Source organism: Hymenobacter convexus, from assembly GCF_030580955.1.
Taxonomy (GTDB): Bacteria; Bacteroidota; Bacteroidia; order Cytophagales; family Hymenobacteraceae; genus Hymenobacter.
This window is the reverse complement of sequence record NZ_JAUQON010000004.1, coordinates 137,372-158,462: the sequence shown is the minus strand read 5'-3', so window position 1 is coordinate 158,462 and position 21,091 is coordinate 137,372. Positions and strand designations below refer to the sequence as shown.

The following is a 21,091-nucleotide window of genomic DNA, read 5'->3' as shown; positions in this document are numbered from 1 at the left end:
AGTTAGCAGTTTATAGTTATTGAGTGAAGGTGAAGCGCCAAATAGAACTGCTCACTGTTCACTGATAACTGTTCACTGCAACTAAGCGTCCTTGCGGACAATGGCGGCACTCATTTCGGCTTCGCACACCACCTTGCCGTTCACAAAGGCCTGGCCGCGCATTTTGGCAATGCCCCGCTTAATGGGCGCTAGCAGCTGGCAATGATACACAATGGTATCGCCGGGCAGCACCTTCTTGCGAAAGCGGGCATTTTCGATGCCTAGGAAATACTGCCAGTAGTTTTCGGGGTCGGGCACGGTGTTCATCACCAGAATACCGCCGGTCTGGGCCAGGCCCTCAATCTGCAGCACGCCGGGCATCACCGGGTTGCCGGGAAAATGACCTTGGAAAAAGGGCTCGTTGATGGACACGTTTTTCACGGCCGTCACCACCTGGTCGTCAAGGTGAATGACTTTGTCAATCATCATAAACGGGTAGCGGTGGGGCAGCACCTGCATGATGCGGTTGATGTCCATCACCGGCTCGCGGCTAGCATCGTACACGGGCACCGGGTTGCTCCGGGCCTCCAGCATCTTCTTCTTGATTTTCTTGGCGAAGGCCACGTTGGCGGCGTGGCCGGGGCGGGCAGCCAGAATCTGGCCCTTCAGCGGGCGGCCCACCAGGGCGAGGTCGCCCACGAGGTCGAGCAGCTTATGGCGGGCGGGCTCGTTTTTGTGGCGCAGGTCCACGTTGTTCAAAATGCCTTCTTTCTTCACCGACACGCGGGGCTTGCCCAGCATTTTGGCCAGGTCCGTCAGCTCGTCGTCGCTCACCACGCGGTCGACCACCACGATGGCATTACTCAAATCGCCGCCTCTAATGAGGTTGTTTTTGTAGAGCATTTCCAGCTCGTGCAAAAAGCAGAAGGTGCGCGAGGAAGCAATTTCTTCGCCAAACAGGCCGATGTCCGTCAGCGTGGCGTGCTGCGAGCCCAGCACCGGCGAGTTGTAGTCCACCATCACCGTGAGGCGGTAGTCGGACAGGGGCAGGGCCGCGATTTCGACGCCGCGGGCGTTGTCGACGTAGCGGATGCTCTCCGGGATTTCGTAGTAGTTGCGCAGCGCATTTTGCTCCTGCAGGCCCACGGTTTCGATGGCCTTGATGAACTCCGCCGACGACCCGTCCATGATGGGCGGCTCGGGGCCGGAGAGCTGAATGAGCACATTATCAAGCTGTAAGCCTACAAGGGCGGCCAGGGTGTGCTCCACGGTGTTGACGCGGGCGCCGTTTTGCTCGATGGTGGTGCCGCGGCTCAAATCGACCACATTGTCCACGTCGGCATCGACGATGGGCTGGCCGGGCATGTCGACCCGCTGAAACTTGTAGCCGTGGCCCACCGGGGCGGGGCAAAACGTCATGGTGGCTTCCACGCCGGTGTGCAGTCCGATGCCGCGCACCGTCACGGGCGCCTGAATGGTGTGTTGCTTGTCGTTCATTTAATTAGCTGTTAGCCACTAGCTTTTAGCTGTTAGCTTCACAAAGTCCCGTCGAGATGCTAACAGCTAAAAGCTAGTGGCTAACAGCTCAACCGGGTGCAAAGCTAGGGCTTTTCCGTCGCGTTTTTTGCCTTCTCCAGCTGCGCCACGCGCTGTTCGAGCTCGGGCAAGCGGCGGAACACGATTTGGGCGCGCTGGTTCTGCTTGAAATCGAAGGCGGTGGAGCCTTGCAGGATGGTGCCTTCCTGCTTCACGTTCTTGCCCACGCCCGATTGCGCCGTGACGGTGGTTTTGTTGGCCAGCGTGACGTGGCCGGCCATGCCCACCTGTCCCGCCAGCACGCAATGGTCGCCGATTTTGGCCGAGCCCGCGATGCCGGTTTGCGAAGCAATGACGGTGTGGCGGCCGATTTCCACGTTGTGAGCCAGCTGCACGAGGTTGTCGATTTTGCTGCCCGTGCGGACGATGGTCGAGCCCAGCGTGGCGCAGTCGATGGTGGCGTTGGCGCCGATGCTCACGTAGTCTTCCAGCACCACATTGCCGATTTGCGGAATGGCCTTATAAGAACCATCGGGCTGCGGCGCGAAACCGAAACCATCGGAGCCCACTACGGCGCCGGCCTTGATGACGCAAAACTTGCCAATCACCGTATCCGGATAAACCTTGGCGCCGGCGTGGATGATGCTGCCTTCACCGATGGTCACCCGGTCGCCGATGTAAGCGTGGGGGAACACCAGTACGTTATCGCCCAGCTTGCACTGCTCGCCGATGTAGGAAAACGCGCCGCGGTAGTGCCCCGCGCCAATTTCGGACGACTTGCCGATGAACGCCGGCTCTTCCACGCCGCGCTTGCCGGTGCGGGTGGCCTGGGCATAAAATTCGAGCAGTTGGCTGAAAGCCGTGTAAGGGTTTTCGACGCGAATGAGGGCGGGCTGAACGGCCTGTTTGGGTTCCAGCGTCTGGCTCACGATGACGGCAGACGCGCCGGTTTCATAGAGAAACGGCTCGTATTTGGCGTTGGAAAGGAAGGTGAGGGAGCCGGCCTGGGCTTCTTCAATCTTGGCCAGGCTGGAAATGCGCTGGGTGGCGTCGCCTTCCACGGTGCCGCCAAGCACCTCGGCAATTTGCTGAACGGTAAATTCCATAGGAAGGCAAAATTAGGGGGCGGTTTCTGTTTTTGGTTTGGAGAAGGGTTTTGACCAAACGTCATGCTGAGCGCAGTCGAAGCATCTCTATCTTTCAACTAATTCTGAGCGAAGTCGAAGCATCTCTACCTTTCAACTAATTCAGCCGACAGGATTTAGTATTGCGGTAGAGATGCTTCGACTGCGCTCAGCATGACGGTCTTTTTATTGGCCTATTTCATCGAACCACCAAAACCTATACAATTTCCTTCGGGTAGCAGATGTAGAACTTCTCCACTCGCTGGCTGAGGGCGCGGATATTGGGCAAATCAGAGGCTTCCATCACGTTCACCACGTCGCCTTTTTTGGTCAGGATTTCGATGGGTTCCTGGCTTTCGGCGTTGTAGGCACTGTTGCTCAGGCGGCCAGGAATCATCAGCAGTTCGGCTTCTTCGGGCGGCAGGCCAAATTTCTCTTCGATAAGCTCGCGGATGCCGAGACGAAATTCTTCGTCGAACGGCTCGGGCGCCAGCACGATTTTGAGCAGGTTGCGGTGCAGAATGCTTTTGGCCAGGTAGCTGAGCACTACGTCGGGGTGGCCAGCCCAAGCTTTGATGGCCGACCAGATGTCGTAATCATCGAGCTCCACGAAGTGATTGAGGATTTTGTCGTCCTTCTCGAACTCGTCCAGGCTCACGGCGCGGCCCAGGAAATAGCCCAGGCAGCTGTTGGCGGGCACTTCGACGCCGCGCCGGGCCAGGTCGCGGGCCCGCTGCACGACGCGGATGACCATTTGCTCGGCCGAGGTCACGGTTTTGTGTAGGTACACCTGCCAGTACATCAGCCGGCGGCTGACGAGAAAATTCTCGACCGAATAGACGGCTTTTTCTTCCAGTACCAGCCGCTCGTCGTGCACGCGCAGCATTTTGATGAGGCGGTCGGCGCCGGGCCGGCCCTCCTCCACGCCGGTATAGAAGGAGTCGCGGTTGAGGTAGTCGAGCCGGTCCATGTCGAGCTGGCTGCTCACCAACTGGTGGAAAAACGGCCGGCCGTAGCTGCCGTCAAACATCGAAATAGCCAGACTCAGCTTGCCGTGAAACTCGGCGTTGAGCCGCTGCATGAGGAACAGCGAGAGCTGCTCGTGTGGCACATCCTGGAAAATAGCCGTTTCCAGGGCGTGGGAGAGGGGGCCGTGGCCCACGTCGTGCAAGAGGATGGCGGCCATCGCCGCCTCGCCCTCAGCGGCCGAAATCTTCACGCCCTTGTCCTTGAGCGTGCGCAGGGCCAGCGACATCAGGTGCATGGCCCCCAGCGCGTGGTGGAAGCGCGTGTGCAGCGCCCCCGGGTACACAAACCCCGTGAGCCCGAGCTGCTGAATGCGTCGCAGCCGCTGGAAGTAGCGGTGCTCAATCAGGTCGAACAGAAACTCCGTCGGGATGGTGACGAAGCCATAAACAGGGTCGTTGAAGATTTTTTTCTTATTCACAGAGGCGGCCAAAAGGGGAGGGAGCAGCAGGCAGAAAACAGAAATGCGGGCAGACTGCCACGAGACAGGCAACATTTGCACCCGCCGCCCGTCCCTGACTGAACGCGAAACTACGGCGCACCGTTTGAGCAAGCTCAGCATTCCGTAGCCGAACGCAATTGCGTTTTACTATATCCATTCGGGACGACTTACGTTACTAACGTAAACCAAGACCCTAAGTCCCCAAGACCCCAAGTCCCCATTATGCAACAAACCACCATTCTCTGGGCCGACGACGAAATCGACTTGCTCAAGCCGCACCTGCTGTTTCTCAAGGAGAAAGGCTACGACGTGACGCCCGTCAACAGCGGTGCCGATGCCATCGAGGAAATCCAGGAAAAGAGTTACGACCTCGTGTTTCTCGACGAGAACATGCCCGGCCTCACCGGCCTGCAAACCCTTACCGAAATCAAAGCCATTCGCCCCACCGTGCCCGTGGTGATGATTACCAAGAGCGAGGAAGAGCACATCATGGAGTCGGCCATTGGTGCCAAAATAGCCGATTACCTGATTAAGCCCGTCAATCCGAGCCAGATTCTGCTGTCGGTGAAAAAGGTGCTCGACAACAAGCGCCTTATCAGCGAAGCCACCAACTCGGGCTACCAGCGCGATTTCCGCCAGCTGGGCATGCAGCTTTCCGACCGGCTTTCGCCCAGCGAGTGGGCCGAAGTATACAAGAAGCTGGTGTACTGGGAGTTGGAAATCAACGAAACCGAGGGTAAGAGCATGGCCGAGGTTTTCAACATGCAGAAGGACGAGGCCAACACCTATTTCGGCCGCTTCATCACCGAGAACTACGAGGACTGGGTGAACGGCGACGACAAAGACGCCCCGCTTATGTCGCACCAACTCTTCAAGGAGCGGGTGTTCCCCACGCTGAAGGCCACCGGCGATACGCCCGTGTACTTCGTGCTGATTGACAACCTGCGCTACGACCAGTGGAAGGTGCTAGAGCCCATCATCACCGAGATGTTTACGGTGGATAGCGAGGAGATGTATTACGCCATTTTGCCGACTACCACGGCGTATGCGCGCAACGCGATTTTCTCGGGCATGATGCCCTCGGAAATTCAGAAGAAATACCCCAACCTGTGGGTGACCGACGACGACGACGAGGGCAAAAACTTGCACGAGGCCGAGTTTATGGAAATAAATTTCCAGAAGAACAACCAGAAGGTGAAGCATAGCTACCACAAGGTGACCAACCTGCAGGCCGGCAAGGACTTGCTGGGCAAGATGAGCAACTTGCACAACAACTACAAGTGCAACGTCATCGTGTACAACTTCGTGGACATGCTCTCGCACGCCCGCACCGACATGGCCATGATTCGCGAGCTGGCCGCCGACGAATCGGCCTACCGCAGCATCACCCGCTCCTGGTTCCTACATTCGCCGCTGTATGAGATGATGCAGCAGATTGCCGAGAAAAAAGGCAAGCTCATCATCACCACCGACCACGGCACCATCCGCTGCAAGCGCCCCTACAAGATTGTGGGCGACCGCAACACCAATACCAACCTGCGCTACAAGCACGGCAAAAACCTGGGCTTCGACGACTCGCGCGACGTGTACGTGGTGCGCAAGCCGGAAAGCATTTTCCTGCCGCGCGAGAACGTGAGCACGGCGTATGTCTTCACCATTGGCGACTACTTCTTCGCTTACCCGAACAACTACAACTACTACGTGAACTACTACAAGGATACGTTCCAGCACGGCGGTATCTCGCTGGAAGAGTGCATTATCCCTTATGTGACGCTGACGGCAAAAGGCTAGCGCGCAAAGTTTCGCAAAGTGAAAAGAGGTTTCGCAAGGTTTGACGTTCTGTCGGCCTTGCGAAACCTCTTTTCACTTTGCGAAACTTTGCGCTCAGGGGATGCGCAATCGCCGCACCCGGCTGGAGTGCGCGCTGAAATACCCCAGCGCGCCGCCCGAGAAGTTTGATTTCGGGTTGGCCGGTGTGGTGCTGAAGGCGGGGTTGTTCTGCAGAATCTGGTTCAGGGTGCGGAAGTACTCGTACACGTTGGGGTCAATGTTCTGCATTTCCACGCGCAGGCTGTCGCCGGAGGCCAGCTTATCGAGGTCGTCGGCGGTGCCGCCGCCGCCCATGTTGCGCAGCGACTGGCTCACGCGCTTGCCGTCGGTGAACTTGTCGTTTTGAATGAAGAAGGTTTTGTTGAGCCGGCCGTTGCGGTACTGCCGGAACAGGTAGCTGTTGCCTTCGCCAATAGGGTCGGTGTATTCGACCACAGCCTGAATGGATTTGGTGTCGAATATGCCCGGTGCGGTGCGCAGCGCGTCAAATGGCACCACTACAGGCAGCGTCGAAACAGCCACATAGGCCGTGCCGCCGGTTTCCACGCGCAGGGTGTAGGCGTGGCCCGCTACCCCGCGGATGGTGGTGCCGCGGTACTGGCCGGGGCTGGCTTCGCGCAGGGTTTCGCGGGCGCCGGTGTCGTCGGTGAGGGTGACGGTGGCGCCGCTCACGGCCGGGAAATTGTTGGTTTCGGCGTAATTAAGGGAGCGGTTAAGGCTGACCTGGCAGGGCTGGCCGTCGTCGGCCAGGTTGCCCTCGATTACGAGTTGCGAATCGGACGTGTTCAGCTTCAGGTCAATGGTTTTCTCGCAGCCGGTGCCAGCGAGCAGGACGGCGGCAGCGGCCAAAAGCAACTGTGTATTGAGGCGCGGCATGGCTTAGAAGTTGAAATTGTAGGTGGCCGAGGGGATGAATTTGAACAGGGCCGTTTGCACGGCGCGGGTGCGGCTGGGGTCGTTGGGGTCGGCCTCGAAGCGGATGCTGTAGGCGTTTTCGCGGCCCAGGGCGTTGTATACCGAGAAGGTCCAGCTGCTGTGGAAGCGGTGGCCTTCCTGATGTGGCTTCTCGTAGGTGGCGCCCAGGTCGAGACGCTGGTAGAAGGGCATGCGGTCGGCATTGCGCAGGCCGAAGTAGCTCACTATCTGGCCGCCAATCTGGTATTTGCCCACGGGGAAGGTGACGGCGTTGCCAGTGCTCGTCACGAAGGTGCCCGAAAAGCTCCACTTCGGATTAAGCTGGTAGATGGCCACTACCGAGAGGTCGTGGGTGCGGTCTTGGCGCGAGGGGAAGTAGGCGCCCTGGTTGATTTCAGTGAATTTGCGCTCCGAGCGGCTCAGCGTGTAGCCCAGCCAGCCGGTGAGGCGGCCCACGTCCTTGCGCATCAGAAACTCGATGCCGTAGGCCCGGCCGGTGCCGTAGAGCAGGCTGGCTTCCACGTCGAAATTGCCCTGTAGCTGGGTGCCGTCGCGGTAGTCGAGCTGGTTTTGCAGGGCCTTGTAGTAGGTTTCCACGGTCAGCGAATACGACTTTTTCGGGCCCAGCGTGCGGTAGTAGCCGGCCGACACTTGGTCGGCCACCTCGGGCTTCACGTTGAAGCTGGTGGGGATGTAGAGGTCGGTGGGCGAGGAGGCGTTGGCGTTGCTGAGCAGGTGCAGGTTCTGCACGTTGCGGGCGTAGCTGGCCTTCACCGAGCTGGCCTCGTTCAGCTGCAGGCTGGCGGCGAAGCGCGGCTCCAGCTTCACGTAGGTTTTCAGAAATTTATTGCGGGCGTAGTCGGTGGCGGCCAGCACGTTGCCGGCCGCGTCGTAGCTTGAATAGGTGCCCGGCCCCAGCAGGCTAAAAGCCGACAGCCGCAGGCCGGTGGTAAAATTCAACCGCGGGGCCGCCTGCCAATCGTGCGACACGTAAGCGGCCGTTTCCAGCGAATAATTCGTCTTATCGGCCGTGGCGTTGATGCCCGACGAGGCATCGGCCGTGACGTGGCCCGGCGTGATGGTGTGGTAGATGGCCTGCCCGCCAAAGCGCAGCGTCTGCGTCGAGCTGGGGTAAAACTCGAAATCCTGCTTCAGATTCCAATCCTGAATTTTCGAATCGATGGTGAAATTTCGGTCGTTCGAGGAAATCTTAATCTGGTAATCGTACTTGCTGAAAATCAGCGAAGTGTTCGAGAAAATGCGGTCGGAGAAAAGGTGGTTCCAGCGCAACGTGCCGGTCTGGTTGCCGTAGCTCTGCCCGAAGGTGTTGCTGAAACCCAGCGCATCGCGCCCCAGGTAGCCCGAGAAAAACACGCGGTTGCGCTCGTTCAGCACGTAGTTGGCCTTGGCGTTGAGGTCGTAGAAATAGAGGCTGGAGCTGCGCGTGGTGGGGTTGGAGGAGAGCTTGAGAAAGATGTCGGCGTAGGTGCGCCGGGCCGTGACGAGGAACGAGCCCTTGTCCTTCGTGATGGGCCCTTCCAGCGCCAGGCGCGAGGCAATGAGCCCGATGCCGCCGCTGCCGTGCAGCTGCTGGTTGTTGCCGTCCTTCATCTTGATATCGACCACCGACGACAGCCGCCCGCCGTACTGCGCCGGCATCCCGCCCTTGTACACGGTCAGGTCCTTGATGGCGTCGGAGTTAAACGTGGAGAAAAAGCCCAGTAGGTGCGAGGCGTTGTACACCGGCGCTTCGTCCAGCAGAATCAGGTTCTGGTCTACCGCGCCGCCGCGCACCGTGAAGCCGCTGCTGCCCTCGCCGGCGCTCTTGATGCCCGGCAGCAATGTCAACGTTTTAATAACGTCCTTCTCGCCAAACAGCACCGGCACCTTGGCAATCTGCTTCAGGTCAATGGTTTCGACGCCCATCTGGGCTTTGCTGATGCCGGCGTCGGTGCTGCGGGCCGTCACTACCACTTCGGTCAGTTCGCTGCCGCCGGGCGCCAGCTTGAAATCGAGCCGCTGGCTGGCCGAGGCCGTCACGCTGCGCTGCTGGGTGGCAAAGCCCACGAAGCTGACTTCCACCGTGTAGGCTCCCGCCGGCACCGTAAGCGTAAAAAAACCGTAGGCATTGGCCCCGGTGCCCACGCCGGAAAGCTCCACTATGCGAATGGTGGCGCCGCTCAGGTTTTCGCCCGACGAAGCGTCCTTCACAGTCCCGCTGAGCGTGACGCGGCTTTGGGCCCGGGCCGGCCCGCTCGCCAGGAGCAGTAGCAGGCACAAGCCCAGCAGAGAGAAACGTAGGTGCATAATTCTGAGCGCAGTTGTTTGGAAGGGCGAAATTACCGCCGGCCTGCTGCGCTGGGCATTCTTTTCTGCCAATCCCCGGTTTATTCCCTTCACAAAGCTGGATTGCGCGGAGTGTTTCCACAAATGCGAACGGCTGCCCGGCCGGCGCTGCTGGCAAGCAGTACCGGCCAGGCAGCCGTTTTCAATGGTGACGCAAGCTTACTTTAGCTTATCCAGCGCGGCTTTCAAGCGCGGTAGGGAAGCCAGAATGGACTCCACCGTTTCGGCGCCCACCGAGGCGCGGAACCACGGCTCCGTGGCCGGCGAGCCGAAGGCGGAGAAGGGCACCAGCGCCAGCTGGGCCTCCGAAATCAGGTAAGAGGTGAGTTCGGCGGTGGTGCTGAGGACGGTGCCATCGGGGGCGGTGCGGCCCAGCACGTCGATTTTGGCGGTGAGGTAGATGGCGCCGGCCGGGGCAACCGCATCGACGGGGTAGCTTTCTGCTTTTAAGCCTTTCAGCCCATCAAAAAGAGCGGTGAGCGAGCTTTGCAGGCGGCCCTTGATGCTGGTCAGAAACTCATCAACGGCGGCGGTTTGGGGCAAGAATTTGCCGGTGGCCACCTGCTCCGCCTTGGGGGCCCAGGCCCCCACGTGGCCCAGAATGGCCTTCATCTTGTCGATGATGCCCGTCGGGCCGAAGCCGTAGCCTACGCGCACGCCGGTGGCGGCAAAGCACTTCGACGTGCCGTCGATGTAAATTACGTAGTCGCGCAGCTCGGGGCGCAGGCTCACAGGGTCGTAGTGCCGGGCCTCGCCGAAGGTCAGCAGCCAGTAAATCTGGTCGTACAGCACGTAGAGCGGCTTTTCGTCGGGGCCGCGGCGCTTGTTTTCGGCAATCACCAAGTCGCAGATTTCCTCTAGTCCTTCCTTGGTGAATACCGTTCCTGTCGGGTTCAGCGGCGAGCACAAAGCCAGCAGGTGGGCGCCCGCTACGTGCGGGGCCAGGTCGGCGGCGGTGGGCATGAAGTTATTGTCGGCCCGCGTGGGCACGGCCACCGGCGTGGCGCCCACCAGGTGGCAGTAGTGGTTGTTGTTCCAACTGGGCAGCGGGAAAATGGCGCGGTCGCCTTCGTCGAGCAGGGCCCGGTAGGTGGCGTAGATGAGCGGGCGCGAGCCGCCGGCAATCAGAATATCGTTGGGGTTGTAATCCAGGCCCTGGCGGTCTTTCAGGAAGGCCGACACGCTATTGCGCAGCTCGCCCATGCCCGCAGCGGGCGGGTAGTTGGTTTGCCCTTCCTGGTAGGCTTCGATAATGCCAGCGGTGAGGCCGGCCGGAATCGGGAAGATTTTGGAGTCGAAATCGCCAATGGTCAGGTTGCAGATATTGGCGCCCTGGCGCACCTGCTCGCTTACCTGGTTGCCGATTCGAATGATTTCGGAGCCGATAAGTCCGGCTGCCATCTTGGATACTTGCATGAGGAAAAACGGGAAACGTAAGGCCACAACGGCCCGCGAAGGTAGCCTACGCTGCGCTTAATGGGGAATGAAGAAGGAGCTGCCGAGTCCACCGGAGGTCATGTCGAGCGCAGCCGAGACATCCCGCGTGCCTCATTCGGCCGTCGGAACTTCACCCCCGGCCCCTATCCAAAAGAGAGGGGAGCCTGACGAAGCGGTAGAGATGCTTCGGCTGCGCTCAGCATGACGTTCTTTTCCTCATTCCTCATTGCGCCGCAAACGTCACTGTCCGTTGGCGCGGCGCAGCTCATCTTCGGCCCCGGCTGCCCGTTTGCGGGCGGCGGCTACCTTGCTGTTGCCGAAGCGGTAGGTGAAAGCCGCCGTGGCCACCCGCGTATCCTGACGCAGCCGGAAGCTTTCCGTGAAACTGTCGTAGGTGGAGCTGGAGCGGATGGTGGCGGTGTAGAGCGCGTCGGCCACGCTCAGGCGCAGGGTGCCTTGCTTGGCCCAGAAACTCCGCTGCAGGCCCACCAGCAGCTGGCCCCGCGGCTGCCCGCGCTCAAACCCCCAGATTTCGCCCGACTGAAAAGTCCCGTTCAGCTCGCCCGACCAGCCGTGGGGCAAACTGAACGTGTTGCTAGCCGTGAGGAGGCAGGCCGGCTGACTGCGGTCGAGCGCCGTACCGGCCAGATTGCCCCGAAACCGGGAGTAGTAAAACACCCCGTTGGTGTACAGCGTCCACCATTTGGCCGGCTCCAGCGGGGCCGTGAGGGTCAGGGCATAGTAGTCCTGGGTGGTCAGGTTCACGTCGCGGTTAACCACCAAGCGTCCGCCGTCGGGGGCGGGCTGCACTACCGTCACGATGGGCCTATCGGTTTGGGCGTAGCTTAGGGCCGTGCTAAATTTCTGCCGGAAAGTGTGCGTCACCTCAACGTTGTAGCTCGTCTGGGCCACCAGGTCGGGGTTGCCGGAACGGTAGGAAGTGGCATCGAAATACGACCGCAACGGGTTCATCTGCCCGTAGTTGGGCCGGTCAATGCGGCGACTGATTGCCAGCGCCAGGCTGTGCTGCGCATTGAACGTGCGCTGCACCAGCCCCGACGGAAACAGCTGCAGGTAATTCCGCTCACGCAACAGCTCACCGCCCTGCTCGGTGCGAATATTGGCCTCCTCGGCCCGCAGCCCTACCTGGAAAGTGGTTTTCGAGGCCGTGCCGCGCAGGTTGGCATACGCGGCCGAAACCTTCTCGAAGTAATTGAAATTGCTGGAAATCGAAGGATTATAGGTCCCGTTATTCAGAAAGGCCACGTTGTTGAGCGACATCACCGACGTGGCTTTCGCGCCCGCTTCAAAGCGGGCGCGGCGGGGCAGGGGCTGACTGAAATCAACTTTCACGGCCCCAATCCTCAACTCGCTGAGCTGGTCGCCCGACAGCAGGGGCGAGCCCACCGCCGGATATTGGTAAAAAGTGTTCAGAGCCAGTTCGCGGGTGGTGTTGTAGCGGGCAAAGTCCGCATCGGCCGTCAGGGCCGCCGCCGTGGCCGAATCGGCAAACATGTGGCGAAAATTGACGTTGGCGCTGCCGCTGGGCCTCCAGATGTCCTGCACCGTGCTGGAGCTGTTGCGGCTATTCAGGCCCCCTCCGGCATCAAAGAACTGGGTTTGGCTGGTGTTAACGGTATTGGTCTGGCTGAGCAGACTGGTTAGCGACAAACCCAGTACCGACGATTTTGTCAGGTTAATGTCGGTGCCGAGCCTGGCGCTGTGCGATGCCAAATCCAGCACCCGCTTGCCTGAGATGGTGCCGGTCAGGGCCGGCAGTACGCCATCGGCCGCAAACTGCCGGTCGAACTCCTGACGGGCAAAATCGCGCCGGTTGGCGTAGGTATAGGTGCCGTAGAAATTGGCGTTTTTGCGGCGGTGGTTCAGGGAAAGGCCGGAGGTGAGCTTGCCGTATTCGCCCCGGCCGTAGCTGAGGTTGGCGCTGCCGTTGGTGCCCAGGCGCTGGTCTTTCTTGAGGTTGAGGGCGATGACGCCCGCGCTGCCCTGCGCATCAAACTGCGCCGAAGGGTTGGTAATGAGCTCAATGCTCTGCAGCTGCCCGGCGGGCAGGGCACGCAGGTAGCCGGCCAGTTCCTCGCCCGTGAGGGGTACCCGTTTGCCGTCCACCAGCAGCAGCAAGCCCTGGCGGCCGCGCAGGCCCAAATTGTTGCTGGCGTCGAGGGTCACGCCGGGGGCCCGGCCCAGCACCTCCAGCGTGGTGGCCCCGGCCGAGAGGGGGCTGTCGGCCACGTTCATTACCGTGCGGTCGGGCAGATGCTCAAACAGGGGCTTGCGGGCCGTCACGGTCACTTCTTGGAGGGCCGTGGCCCGGCTGGCCGCCAAGGTGATAGGCGGCAGCGCAACCCCGGCACCCGAAAGCTCGAACACCGCGCCCCAGTGCCGCACAAAACCCACCTGGCTCACCGATACCAGGTAGCGCCGGCCGCCCGCTGCTTCGAGGCGAAAGGCCCCTTTTTCATCACTAAACTCCGTTTTCACCACCACCGAATCGGCCTCCCGGTGCAGCGTCACGGTTGCAAACTCAAGTGGGAGGCCCGCGGGCGCCAGCACCGTGCCGCTCACTGCCGACAAACTTTGGGCCGAAAGCAACTTTGTAGCCGCTAACACCATTATTCCACAAACCACCCAGCGGCTAGGTGCAGTAGACACAAGTTGCAGCCACGCTGGAAAAGGGGAGGGCATTCGCAGGTATTGGGTAGAATCAGGAAGGAAACCGGGGTTGGTTAAAGGGAGAAAAAGAAGTGCTACCCCCTTTTAGCTGACCACTTTAAGCCGGGCTGTAAAGTGTAAAGATGTGGCTTTCGGGCCGATTATCCAAGCAGAAGAGGTGGCTTCCGCGCTGACGCCGGTAAATTTGCGCCATGCTACCCCAAACCATTGCCGTGCCCACGCTGGCCGAATTGCCCATTGCCGCCCAGGCGCTCCACGCTGCCATCGCCGAATCCGGCTGTACCGTGGTGGCCTTCGAAGGCGAGATGGGCGCGGGCAAAACCACGCTCATCCGGGCCCTGGCGGCCACCCTCGGGGTGCAGGACGACGTGAGCAGCCCCACCTTCGCCCTCGTGAACGAGTACCGCGACGGCCGCCAGCAGCCCGTGTACCATTTCGATTTCTACCGCATCAATTCCGTGGCAGAAGCTGAACAAATGGGCGCCGCAGAGTACCTCGATTCGGGGTATCTTTGCTTGGTGGAATGGCCGGCCCGCGTGGCCGTTTTATTGCCCACGCCCCGGCTTGAAGTGCGGCTAGCAGTGCTCGACGACCAGAGCCGGGAAATTGAAACAGAAGTTATTAATTAGAGAGCGAGTGATTTCTTATAACCACAGAACGTCATGTTGAGCGCAGCCGAAACGTCTCTACCGCGCAAGTAATCCAATCGTCGGGATTAGAGTTGCGCGGTAGAGATGCTTCGGCTGCGCTCAACATGACGTTCTCTTATCAACAAGTGAGTAATTTATAATTTTATAATTAGTAATTCATAATTTATCATTCACCAAAAATGCCCGAGCAGCTACCTTCCGGTTTTGAGTCCCTGGCCACGAGCCGTGCCTATTTCACCCAGGAATCGATGCTGGCCGTGGAAACGCGTAAGCGCAAGCTGTTCATCGGGCTGCCGCGCGAAACCTCGCTCCAGGAAAACCGCTTGGGCCTCACGCCCGAAGCCGTGCAGCACCTCGTATCGGCGGGCCACGAGGTGGTGATGGAAGCCGGCGCGGGCGAGCCCAGCAAATACGCCGACCACGCCTATTCCGAAGCCGGCGCTCAGATTGCCTACTCCACCGAGGAGGTATTCAAGGCTGATATTCTGCTGAAGGTGGCCCCGCCTACGCTGGAGGAAATTGAAATGTTGCACGCCGGCCAAACGCTGATTTCGGCCCTGCAAATGGGCTCGATGACGCCGGAATACATTGCGGCGCTCGCCCGCAAAAAAATCAACGCCATCGGCTTCGAGCTGATGAAAGACCCCAGCGGCGCCCGCCCCGTGGTGCGCGCCATGAGCGAAATTGCCGGCTCAACGGTGATGCTGATTGCGGCCGAGTACCTGGCCCGCTCCAACGAAGGCAAAGGCATTATCCTGGGCGGCATTACAGGGGTGCCGCCGTCGCAGGTGGTCATCCTCGGGGCCGGCACGGTGGCCGAGTACGCCGCCCGCGCCGCCACCGGCCTCGGCGCCGAGGTGAAGGTGTTTGACAACCACCTCTACAAGCTGCGCCGCCTCAAGCACAACCTGGGCATGCAGCTCTACACCAGTACGTTGGATACGTTCGCGCTCAGCCAGCAAATCCGCCGGGCCGATGTCGTCATCGGCGCGCTGGCGGTGGAAGACGGCCGCATTCCCTTCATGGTGCCCGAGGAAATGGTGGCCAGCATGTCGCCCGGCTCCATCGTTATCGACGTGAGTATCGACCAGGGCGGCTGCTTCGAAACCAGCGAGATGACCAGCCACAGCAACCCGGTTTTCCGCAAATACGACGTCATCCACTACTGCGTACCCAACATCGCCTCGCGCGTGCCCCGCACCGCCACCAACGCGCTGAGCAACATCTTCACGCCCATCCTGCAGGAAATCAGCCAGCACGGCGGCATCAACGAAGTGCTGTTCACGAATGAGCATTTCCGCAGCGGCGTCTACATCTACCGCGGCTCGCTTACGAATTCAATGATTGCGAAGAAATTTAATTTGCGGTATAAAGAGTTGGGGCTGTTGATTGCGGTGCGGAATTGATACTGCTGGAATTGCCTGATTAATGAAATAGATATGGCCGCCAATAAGATTTTTGTTTTTGCAGCCGTGACTTTTTTGTCAGCATGCCAGAATAACAAGTCAATTATATCGGTGAGTTATGAGGATGGTGGAAATTTACAGGAGGGAGACAAGGTTTTATTAGAGGGTATTGCAGTTGGGGAAGTCTCCAAATTTCATTTTGTTCCTAAAAAGGTATTTATTGATTTGTCTATGGAACAAGGGGTTAAAATTCCTTTGAACTCACAATTTGTTGTCAATAAATCATTATTAGGTTCGACTTGCATAATAATTAAGCCATCCCATGAAACTGCATTTATCTCCAATATGGATACAGTAATGGGCGTCTCATACAAAGAGCCTGTCATAGATTCTGTAAAACAGCGCAAAATGCAGGCGGGAGTACAGAAAATTATACAAGGCTTATCAGAAGTGCTTCATGCAGCCGATACAGATTCGATGAGTAGCGTCAAAGAATCAAACAAGCCTTTTTAGATTAATTGCTCTCATAGCAATTAAAGGCTAATACAATAGCAATACCTTCCACGCCTCCACCAGCCGCCCTTCGGCTAGAAACTGTCGCCCCAGTTGCAGTAATTGTTTCTGGAGCTCCGGTGCGTCGTCGCGGTATTTATTAATTAGATAAGCCACCATTGGCTCGGATTTAAATTCCTCCACTTGCGCCGATGTGGGCAGGGCGTCGCGCTCGATGTTGGCGAGGCGGCCCAGCTCGTTGCCGGTGAGGACGTTGGAGTTGCGCAGGTGCTCGGGTAGCTGGTCTAAGCCGATGCCGATGTGGCGGTTAGGCTTGGGTACTTCGAAGAGGCTGGCGCTGCTGGCCCGGCAATACCAATCGCCGCCGAGGCGGGCCACGGCGTCGAGCTTGAAGGGGTCGATGCCGGTGGCGTTGGGCAGGAGGATATCCTCGCGGAAGTGGGCGCGCACCACGCGGCAGATGATGAGGTTGCCCGCGCCGTTGTTCTGGCCCAGTTCGATAATCTGTTCTACCACGCACTCGAAAGCCGCCGGGGCCTCGGCCACGCGGGGCGGGCGCACCTGCTCGGAGGCCAGCTCTGTGAGGCCGGCTTTGGTGAATTCGTTGACGCCCTTGCCGTACTCGGTGCTGGCCAGCGACATCTGCTCGACCAGCGCGAAGTCGCAGATGTTGATGACGACTTCGGGCACTTCGCGCACGTTTTGCAGGGTGTGTTTCTGGGTGTTGTCGCGCACGCGGTTGGCGGGCGAAAACACGAGAATGGGCGGGTTGGAGCTGAAGGCGTTGAAGAAGCTGTAGGGGCTCAGGTTCACGCGGCCTTCGGCATCGACGGTGCTGGCGAAGGCGACGGGGCGCGGAGCCACGGCGCCCACCAGAAACGGGTGCCACTGAGCGGGCGTGAGGTCGGCGGGGGTGAGGGAGTGGAAATCGGCCATAGGGCTGCAAAGAAACGGTAGGCAGCCGTAGCGCGGGCTTTTAGCCCGCGCTTTTCAAGCCGATGTGCAGCCAAGTGGTTTTCAGTTGCGCCTCGCGGACTAAAAGTCCGCGCTACTTTGCGGATTCAATCCTTCTCAGTTGCCCGTGAATCAACCGCTACTCACTCCGCCTGCTACCGTCCGTCCCGCTGTAGGCGTCTTCAGCGCCATTGTGCTGGTGGCGTCGCTGGGCAATTTCGTCGACCTCTACGACCTGGTGCTCTTTGGCATTGTGCGCGTGCAGAGCCTGCACGACCTTGGCATCAGCGACCCGGCGGAGGTGACGAGCAGGGGCCTCTATCTGATGAACATGCAGATGGGCGGCATGCTGCTCGGGGGCTTGTTTTGGGGCATGCTGGGCGACAAGCGCGGCCGGCTCTCGGTGCTGTTTGGCTCGATTCTGCTGTATTCGCTGGCCAACATCGCCAACGGCTTCGTGCAGACGGTGGACCAGTACGCCTGGTTGCGGCTGATTGCCGGCATCGGGCTGGCCGGCGAGCTGGGCGCGGGTGTCACGCTGGTGGCCGAAACCCTGCCGAAAGAAAAGCGCGGCTATGGTACCATGCTAGTCACGTCGGTAGGGGTGCCGGGTGCGCTGCTGGCGTACTGGGTGGGCGAGCATTTTGGCTGGCGCAACGCCTATTTTATGGGCGGCGGGCTGGGCTTGGCGTTGCTGGCCCTGCGGGCGGGCGTGTTCGAATCGGGCATGTTTGAGCACACCCGGCAAGCCAGCGTGGCGCGGGGCAATTTCCTGAGCTTGTTCGCCAACCGCTTCCGGGCCTCGAAATACCTGCGCTGCCTGCTGCTAGGCGTGCCGTTCTGGTTCATGGCCGGTATTCTCATTACGCTGGCCCCCGAATTTGGCCGGGCCTTCCACCTGCAAGGGGCCGTGACGGGCGGCGCCAGCATTGCCTGGTGCTACCTGGGGTGCACGCTGGGTGATTTTACCAGCGGGGCGCTGGGACAGCTTTTGCGCAGCCGGCTGCGAGTGCTGCGCTACTTTTTCGTGGCCAGCGCGGTGGCGGTTGCGTGGTTTTTGTTTGGGCTGAACGGGGCCAGCGTGGCGGCGTTTTATTTCGCGTGCTTTCTGGTGGGCATGGCCGGCGGCTTCTGGACACTGTTCGTGACGGTGGCGGCCGAATCGTTTGGCACCAACATCCGGGCTACGGTGGCTACCACGGCCCCCAATTTTGCCCGGGGCTCGCTGGTGCTTGTCTCGTTGTTATTCAAAGGCCTGAAGGAAGTGCCGGCTCTGGGCATGGTGGGCGCAGCCGCGCTGCTGGGCGCGGTGCTGCTCAGCTTAGCCATTTTCAGCGCCAGCACCTTGCCTGAGACGTATGGCAAGGAGCTGGACTACGTGGAGGAGGTCTGAACGCAAGGTCATTTGAGTAGGGGAGAGACTCCAACTCTTGCGTCTCTACTGCATGACACTTTCATTTATCAACCCAGAAAAACTGCATGAAAATAATGATGGCGCTGCTGCTATGTCTGCTGGGGAGCCAAGCGAAAGCCACCATCGCACACCCACCCGCCGATACCGCCCGGCTGCGCCAGCACCTGCAGGTTCTCACAGGCACCCCGCAGCCGAGAAACTACCAGCACCCGGCCGTGCTCGATTCGGTGGCCGCCTACCTGAGCCGCCAGCTACGGGCGACCGGCGCGCATGACATCGGCGAGCAGTCCTACGCAGTGCGCGGCCAGACCTACCGCAACGTGCTGGCCTCCTTCGGCCCCGCCGACGGGCCGCGCCTGATAATTGGGGCGCACTACGACGTGTGCGGCGAGCAGCCCGGCGCCGACGACAACGGCACCGGCGTGGCCGCCCTGCTGGAACTGGCCCGCCTGCTGGGTCAACAGCCGGCGTTGCCCTACCGCATCGACTTGGTGGCCTACACGCTGGAGGAGCCACCTTTTTTTCGGACCACCAACATGGGCAGCTACGTACACGCGGCGGCGCTAAAGGCCGCCGGTGTGCCCGTGCGCGGCATGGTGGCCCTCGAAATGCTGGGCTACTACGACGACCGCCGGGGTACGCAGCATTATCCCATTGCCCCGCTGAAATTTATTTATGGCAGCCGGGGCAACTACGTGACGGTGGCGCAGAAATTCGGCAACGGGCGGTTCGGGCGCCGTTTTGCGCGGCAGTACTGGCAGGTGGCACGCCTGCCGGTGAAGCGCTTCAAGGCGCCGGCCTGGCTGCCGGGCATCGACTTTTCCGACCACCTCAACTACTGGAAATTCGGCTTCCCGGCCGTGCTCCTTACCGATACCGCCTTTTACCGCAACCGGAGCTACCATGAAACCACCGATACCCTGGCCCGGCTCGATATGCGCCGGCTGGGGCTGGCCGTGGATGCGCTGCTGGCGACGGTGCTGGCCGGCGGGAATTGATGGCGAGTTGAGATTCTGGGGTTAAGTGGGGTTTGTTGGCACGTCGGCGCGAAACTCAACAAAACCTAGCGCGCCCGTATTGAGTTGGATGAGACTATCCACGTCTTTTCCCCCAACCCGATATGCTAAAAACGCGCTACGCACTTGCCTTCAGCAGCCTGCTGCTCGCTGGCCCCACGTTCGGCCAGGTGATACCGCCCGCCACCGGCACGGCCCCGCCGCCGGCCGAGCCTGCGCCGACGCCCGCGCCGGCCGCCCCCGCCAAATCGACCGCCTACGGCCCCGGCATGAAGGTGAATTTGTCGCCCGATGGCTCCAAATACCTGCGCTTCATGCTCTGGACGCAGGTTTTTACGCGCTACAACGAAAACAACACCGGCACCCTGCGGGCGCCCAACCTGCCCAAGGCCAGCCAGGTCGATTTCGGCATCCGGCGCTCGCGCATGGTCATCATTGCCCAGCTCAACCCGCGTTTCCTCATCTACACGCACCTGGGAATTAATAACCAGAACGCGGTGAGCGGCGGCGTGAGCCCCACCGTGGACGGCAAAAAGCCGCAGTTTTTCATCCACGAGGCCGTGACGGAGTACAAGGTGAACAAGTACCTCAACCTGGGCGCCGGCCTGCACTACTACAACGGCATCTCGCGGCTGAGCAACGCCAGTACCACCAGCATCTTGGGCGTCGATTTGCCCCAAACCAACTTCCCGACCATAGATTTGCTCGACCAGTTCATTCGCTGGATGGGCGTGTACGCCAAGGGCCGGGTGGGCAAATTCGATTACCGCGTGTCGGTGTCCGACCCGTTTCTGACCAACCTGCCTGGTAGCCCCAACTACGTGGTGGGCGCCGTGCAAACCGGCAACCCGCTCGGCCTGGGCAGTACCAATGCGGCCACGGGCATCAATACAGGCACCAACACGGCGCAATACAACCCGCAGGACGTCAACCACGTGTACCAGGGCTATTTCAGCTATAATTTTCTGGAGCCCGAGGCCAACCTGCTGCCCTACATGCAGGGCTCTTACCTGGGCACGAAGCGCGTATTTAGCATCGGCGCGGGCTTCTTCTACAACAAGGATGGCACGTTCTCGCGCTCGGCCAGCAGCACGGTGGCCCTGAGCAGCCTCACGCCCGGCACCGACCTGTTTGCCGCCGTGCCCACCACCAAGCACGACATCACGCTCCTGGGCGCCGACGTGTTCTATGATGTGCCGCTCGATACCGCCAAAGGCACGGCCCTCACGCTCTACGGCGTGTACTACAACTTCGACTTCGGCCCGAACTACGTGCGCTACGTGGGCACCGAAAACCCCGGCTACGGCGCCGCTGCCCTGCGCGGCAACGCCGTGCCCCAGGCCGGCACCGGCAATTCGGTGTACCTGCAGGGCGGCTTTCTGCTCCCCAAAAACCTGCTCGGCCCCAAAGCCCGCCTGCAGCCCTACGTCGACTACCTGCACTGCAGCTACGAGGGCCTCCAAAATACCGCCGGCAACCGCCGCGGCGTGAACGTGTACGACGCCGGCGTGAACGTGCTGCTCGACGGCCACAACGCCAAAGTCACGCTTAATTACCGCGCCCGGCCCGATTTCACCAATCAAGCGCCCCTACCCGAAGGCGGCGCGCTGGTGAATGATGTGAAATACCGCCCGGAAATCACGCTGCAAACGCAGGTGTTTTTGTAAGGCCTTTCGGTATTACTCGTAAGGCGGTCATGCAGAGCGCCGCGAAGCATCTTTACCTCGGAAGTAATTCGATTTACTACTGCGGTAAAGATGCTTCGCGGCGCTCTGCATGACCGTTTTTGTTTATTCTTGGTCCGTTCGCACC

General features: G+C 60.2%; 15 protein-coding genes. 7 read left to right on the top strand and 8 right to left on the bottom strand.

All coding sequences use genetic code 11. The features are described from left to right. Nucleotides 1-81: 81 nt before the first annotated feature. From Q4S41_RS09880 to Q4S41_RS09870, 3 genes are all read right to left on the bottom strand, one after another. On the bottom strand, nucleotides 82-1,476 hold the full coding sequence (locus Q4S41_RS09880) for a bifunctional UDP-3-O-[3-hydroxymyristoyl] N-acetylglucosamine deacetylase/3-hydroxyacyl-ACP dehydratase (RefSeq protein ID WP_305030946.1): 1,395 nt from the start codon (nucleotides 1,474-1,476) through the stop codon (nucleotides 82-84). A gap of 104 nt (nucleotides 1,477-1,580) precedes the next feature. Further along, nucleotides 1,581-2,621 (bottom strand): UDP-3-O-(3-hydroxymyristoyl)glucosamine N-acyltransferase, encoded by a 1,041-nt coding sequence (lpxD, locus tag Q4S41_RS09875; protein WP_305030945.1) that lies wholly within the window; start codon nucleotides 2,619-2,621, stop codon nucleotides 1,581-1,583. A gap of 235 nt (nucleotides 2,622-2,856) precedes the next feature. Continuing rightward, nucleotides 2,857-4,086, bottom strand: coding sequence for an HD domain-containing protein (locus tag Q4S41_RS09870; RefSeq protein WP_305030944.1), 1,230 nt, complete (start codon nucleotides 4,084-4,086; stop codon nucleotides 2,857-2,859). A 243-nt stretch (nucleotides 4,087-4,329) separates the two neighbouring features. On the opposite strand from Q4S41_RS09870, the gene porX reads away from it, so the two are divergent. Beyond that, on the top strand, nucleotides 4,330-5,898 hold the full coding sequence (porX, locus tag Q4S41_RS09865; protein ID WP_305030943.1) for a T9SS response regulator signal transducer PorX: 1,569 nt from the start codon (nucleotides 4,330-4,332) through the stop codon (nucleotides 5,896-5,898). A gap of 93 nt (nucleotides 5,899-5,991) precedes the next feature. Here porX and Q4S41_RS09860 read toward each other — a convergent pair whose 3' ends face one another. The 4 genes from Q4S41_RS09860 to Q4S41_RS09845 form a co-directional block, all read right to left on the bottom strand. Beyond that, nucleotides 5,992-6,813, bottom strand: coding sequence for a DUF4249 domain-containing protein (locus Q4S41_RS09860; RefSeq protein WP_305030942.1), 822 nt, complete (start codon nucleotides 6,811-6,813; stop codon nucleotides 5,992-5,994). A gap of 3 nt (nucleotides 6,814-6,816) precedes the next feature. Further along, nucleotides 6,817-9,159 carry a TonB-dependent receptor gene (locus Q4S41_RS09855; protein WP_305030941.1) on the bottom strand — a complete coding sequence of 781 codons (2,343 nt, stop codon included), beginning with the start codon at nucleotides 9,157-9,159 and terminating at the stop codon, nucleotides 6,817-6,819. A 198-nt stretch (nucleotides 9,160-9,357) separates the two neighbouring features. Continuing rightward, nucleotides 9,358-10,614: a pyridoxal phosphate-dependent aminotransferase gene (locus Q4S41_RS09850; RefSeq protein ID WP_305030940.1), complete on the bottom strand. Its 1,257-nt coding sequence runs from the start codon at nucleotides 10,612-10,614 to the stop codon at nucleotides 9,358-9,360. Between the two features lie 261 nt (nucleotides 10,615-10,875). Then, a complete protein-coding gene (locus Q4S41_RS09845) occupies nucleotides 10,876-13,266 on the bottom strand; it encodes an outer membrane beta-barrel family protein (RefSeq protein WP_305030939.1) in 2,391 nt (796 codons plus the stop codon). 251 nt (nucleotides 13,267-13,517) lie between these two features. Here Q4S41_RS09845 and tsaE point away from each other — a divergent pair, with 251 nt between their 5' ends. From tsaE to Q4S41_RS09830, 3 genes are all read left to right on the top strand, one after another. Then, entirely contained in the window at nucleotides 13,518-13,955 is a 438-nt protein-coding gene (gene tsaE, locus Q4S41_RS09840) for a tRNA (adenosine(37)-N6)-threonylcarbamoyltransferase complex ATPase subunit type 1 TsaE (protein ID WP_305030938.1), read from the top strand. Between the two features lie 200 nt (nucleotides 13,956-14,155). Next, nucleotides 14,156-15,382, top strand: a complete 1,227-nt coding sequence (locus Q4S41_RS09835) for an alanine dehydrogenase (RefSeq protein WP_305030937.1) — start codon at nucleotides 14,156-14,158, stop codon at nucleotides 15,380-15,382. A gap of 33 nt (nucleotides 15,383-15,415) precedes the next feature. After that, complete coding sequence (locus Q4S41_RS09830) at nucleotides 15,416-15,895, top strand: MlaD family protein (protein ID WP_305030936.1); 480 nt, start codon at nucleotides 15,416-15,418, stop codon at nucleotides 15,893-15,895. Between the two features lie 27 nt (nucleotides 15,896-15,922). On the opposite strand, the gene Q4S41_RS09825 is transcribed toward Q4S41_RS09830, so the two are convergent. Beyond that, complete coding sequence (locus tag Q4S41_RS09825; protein WP_305030935.1) at nucleotides 15,923-16,831, bottom strand: flavin reductase family protein; 909 nt, start codon at nucleotides 16,829-16,831, stop codon at nucleotides 15,923-15,925. Between the two features lie 145 nt (nucleotides 16,832-16,976). Here Q4S41_RS09825 and Q4S41_RS09820 point away from each other — a divergent pair, with 145 nt between their 5' ends. The 3 genes from Q4S41_RS09820 (at nucleotide 16,977) to Q4S41_RS09810 (ending at nucleotide 20,946) form a co-directional block, all read left to right on the top strand. Further along, nucleotides 16,977-18,242, top strand: coding sequence for an MFS transporter (locus Q4S41_RS09820; RefSeq protein WP_305030934.1), 1,266 nt, complete (start codon nucleotides 16,977-16,979; stop codon nucleotides 18,240-18,242). An 86-nt stretch (nucleotides 18,243-18,328) separates the two neighbouring features. Continuing rightward, entirely contained in the window at nucleotides 18,329-19,261 is a 933-nt protein-coding gene (locus tag Q4S41_RS09815; RefSeq protein ID WP_305030933.1) for a M28 family peptidase, read from the top strand. Between the two features lie 122 nt (nucleotides 19,262-19,383). Continuing rightward, entirely contained in the window at nucleotides 19,384-20,946 is a 1,563-nt protein-coding gene (locus tag Q4S41_RS09810; protein WP_305030932.1) for a hypothetical protein, read from the top strand. The last annotated feature ends 145 nt before the right edge of the window (nucleotides 20,947-21,091 follow it).

Bases quoted from the DNA above. Each gene is read 5' to 3' on its own strand.
- Q4S41_RS09835 (WP_305030937.1), top strand. From the start codon at position 14,156: ATGCCCGAGCAGCTACCTTCCGGTTTTGAGTCCCTGGCCACGAGCCGT.
- Q4S41_RS09810 (WP_305030932.1), top strand. From the start codon at position 19,384: ATGCTAAAAACGCGCTACGCACTTGCCTTCAGCAGCCTGCTGCTCGCT.
- Q4S41_RS09850 (WP_305030940.1), bottom strand. From the start codon at position 10,614: ATGCAAGTATCCAAGATGGCAGCCGGACTTATCGGCTCCGAAATCATT.
- lpxD (WP_305030945.1), bottom strand. From the start codon at position 2,621: ATGGAATTTACCGTTCAGCAAATTGCCGAGGTGCTTGGCGGCACCGTG.
- Q4S41_RS09855 (WP_305030941.1), bottom strand. From the start codon at position 9,159: ATGCACCTACGTTTCTCTCTGCTGGGCTTGTGCCTGCTACTGCTCCTG.
- Q4S41_RS09845 (WP_305030939.1), bottom strand. From the start codon at position 13,266: ATGGTGTTAGCGGCTACAAAGTTGCTTTCGGCCCAAAGTTTGTCGGCA.
- Q4S41_RS09860 (WP_305030942.1), bottom strand. From the start codon at position 6,813: ATGCCGCGCCTCAATACACAGTTGCTTTTGGCCGCTGCCGCCGTCCTG.
- Q4S41_RS09880 (WP_305030946.1), bottom strand. From the start codon at position 1,476: ATGAACGACAAGCAACACACCATTCAGGCGCCCGTGACGGTGCGCGGC.
- porX (WP_305030943.1), top strand. From the start codon at position 4,330: ATGCAACAAACCACCATTCTCTGGGCCGACGACGAAATCGACTTGCTC.
- Q4S41_RS09830 (WP_305030936.1), top strand. From the start codon at position 15,416: ATGGCCGCCAATAAGATTTTTGTTTTTGCAGCCGTGACTTTTTTGTCA.
- tsaE (WP_305030938.1), top strand. From the start codon at position 13,518: ATGCTACCCCAAACCATTGCCGTGCCCACGCTGGCCGAATTGCCCATT.
- Q4S41_RS09815 (WP_305030933.1), top strand. From the start codon at position 18,329: ATGAAAATAATGATGGCGCTGCTGCTATGTCTGCTGGGGAGCCAAGCG.
- Q4S41_RS09825 (WP_305030935.1), bottom strand. From the start codon at position 16,831: ATGGCCGATTTCCACTCCCTCACCCCCGCCGACCTCACGCCCGCTCAG.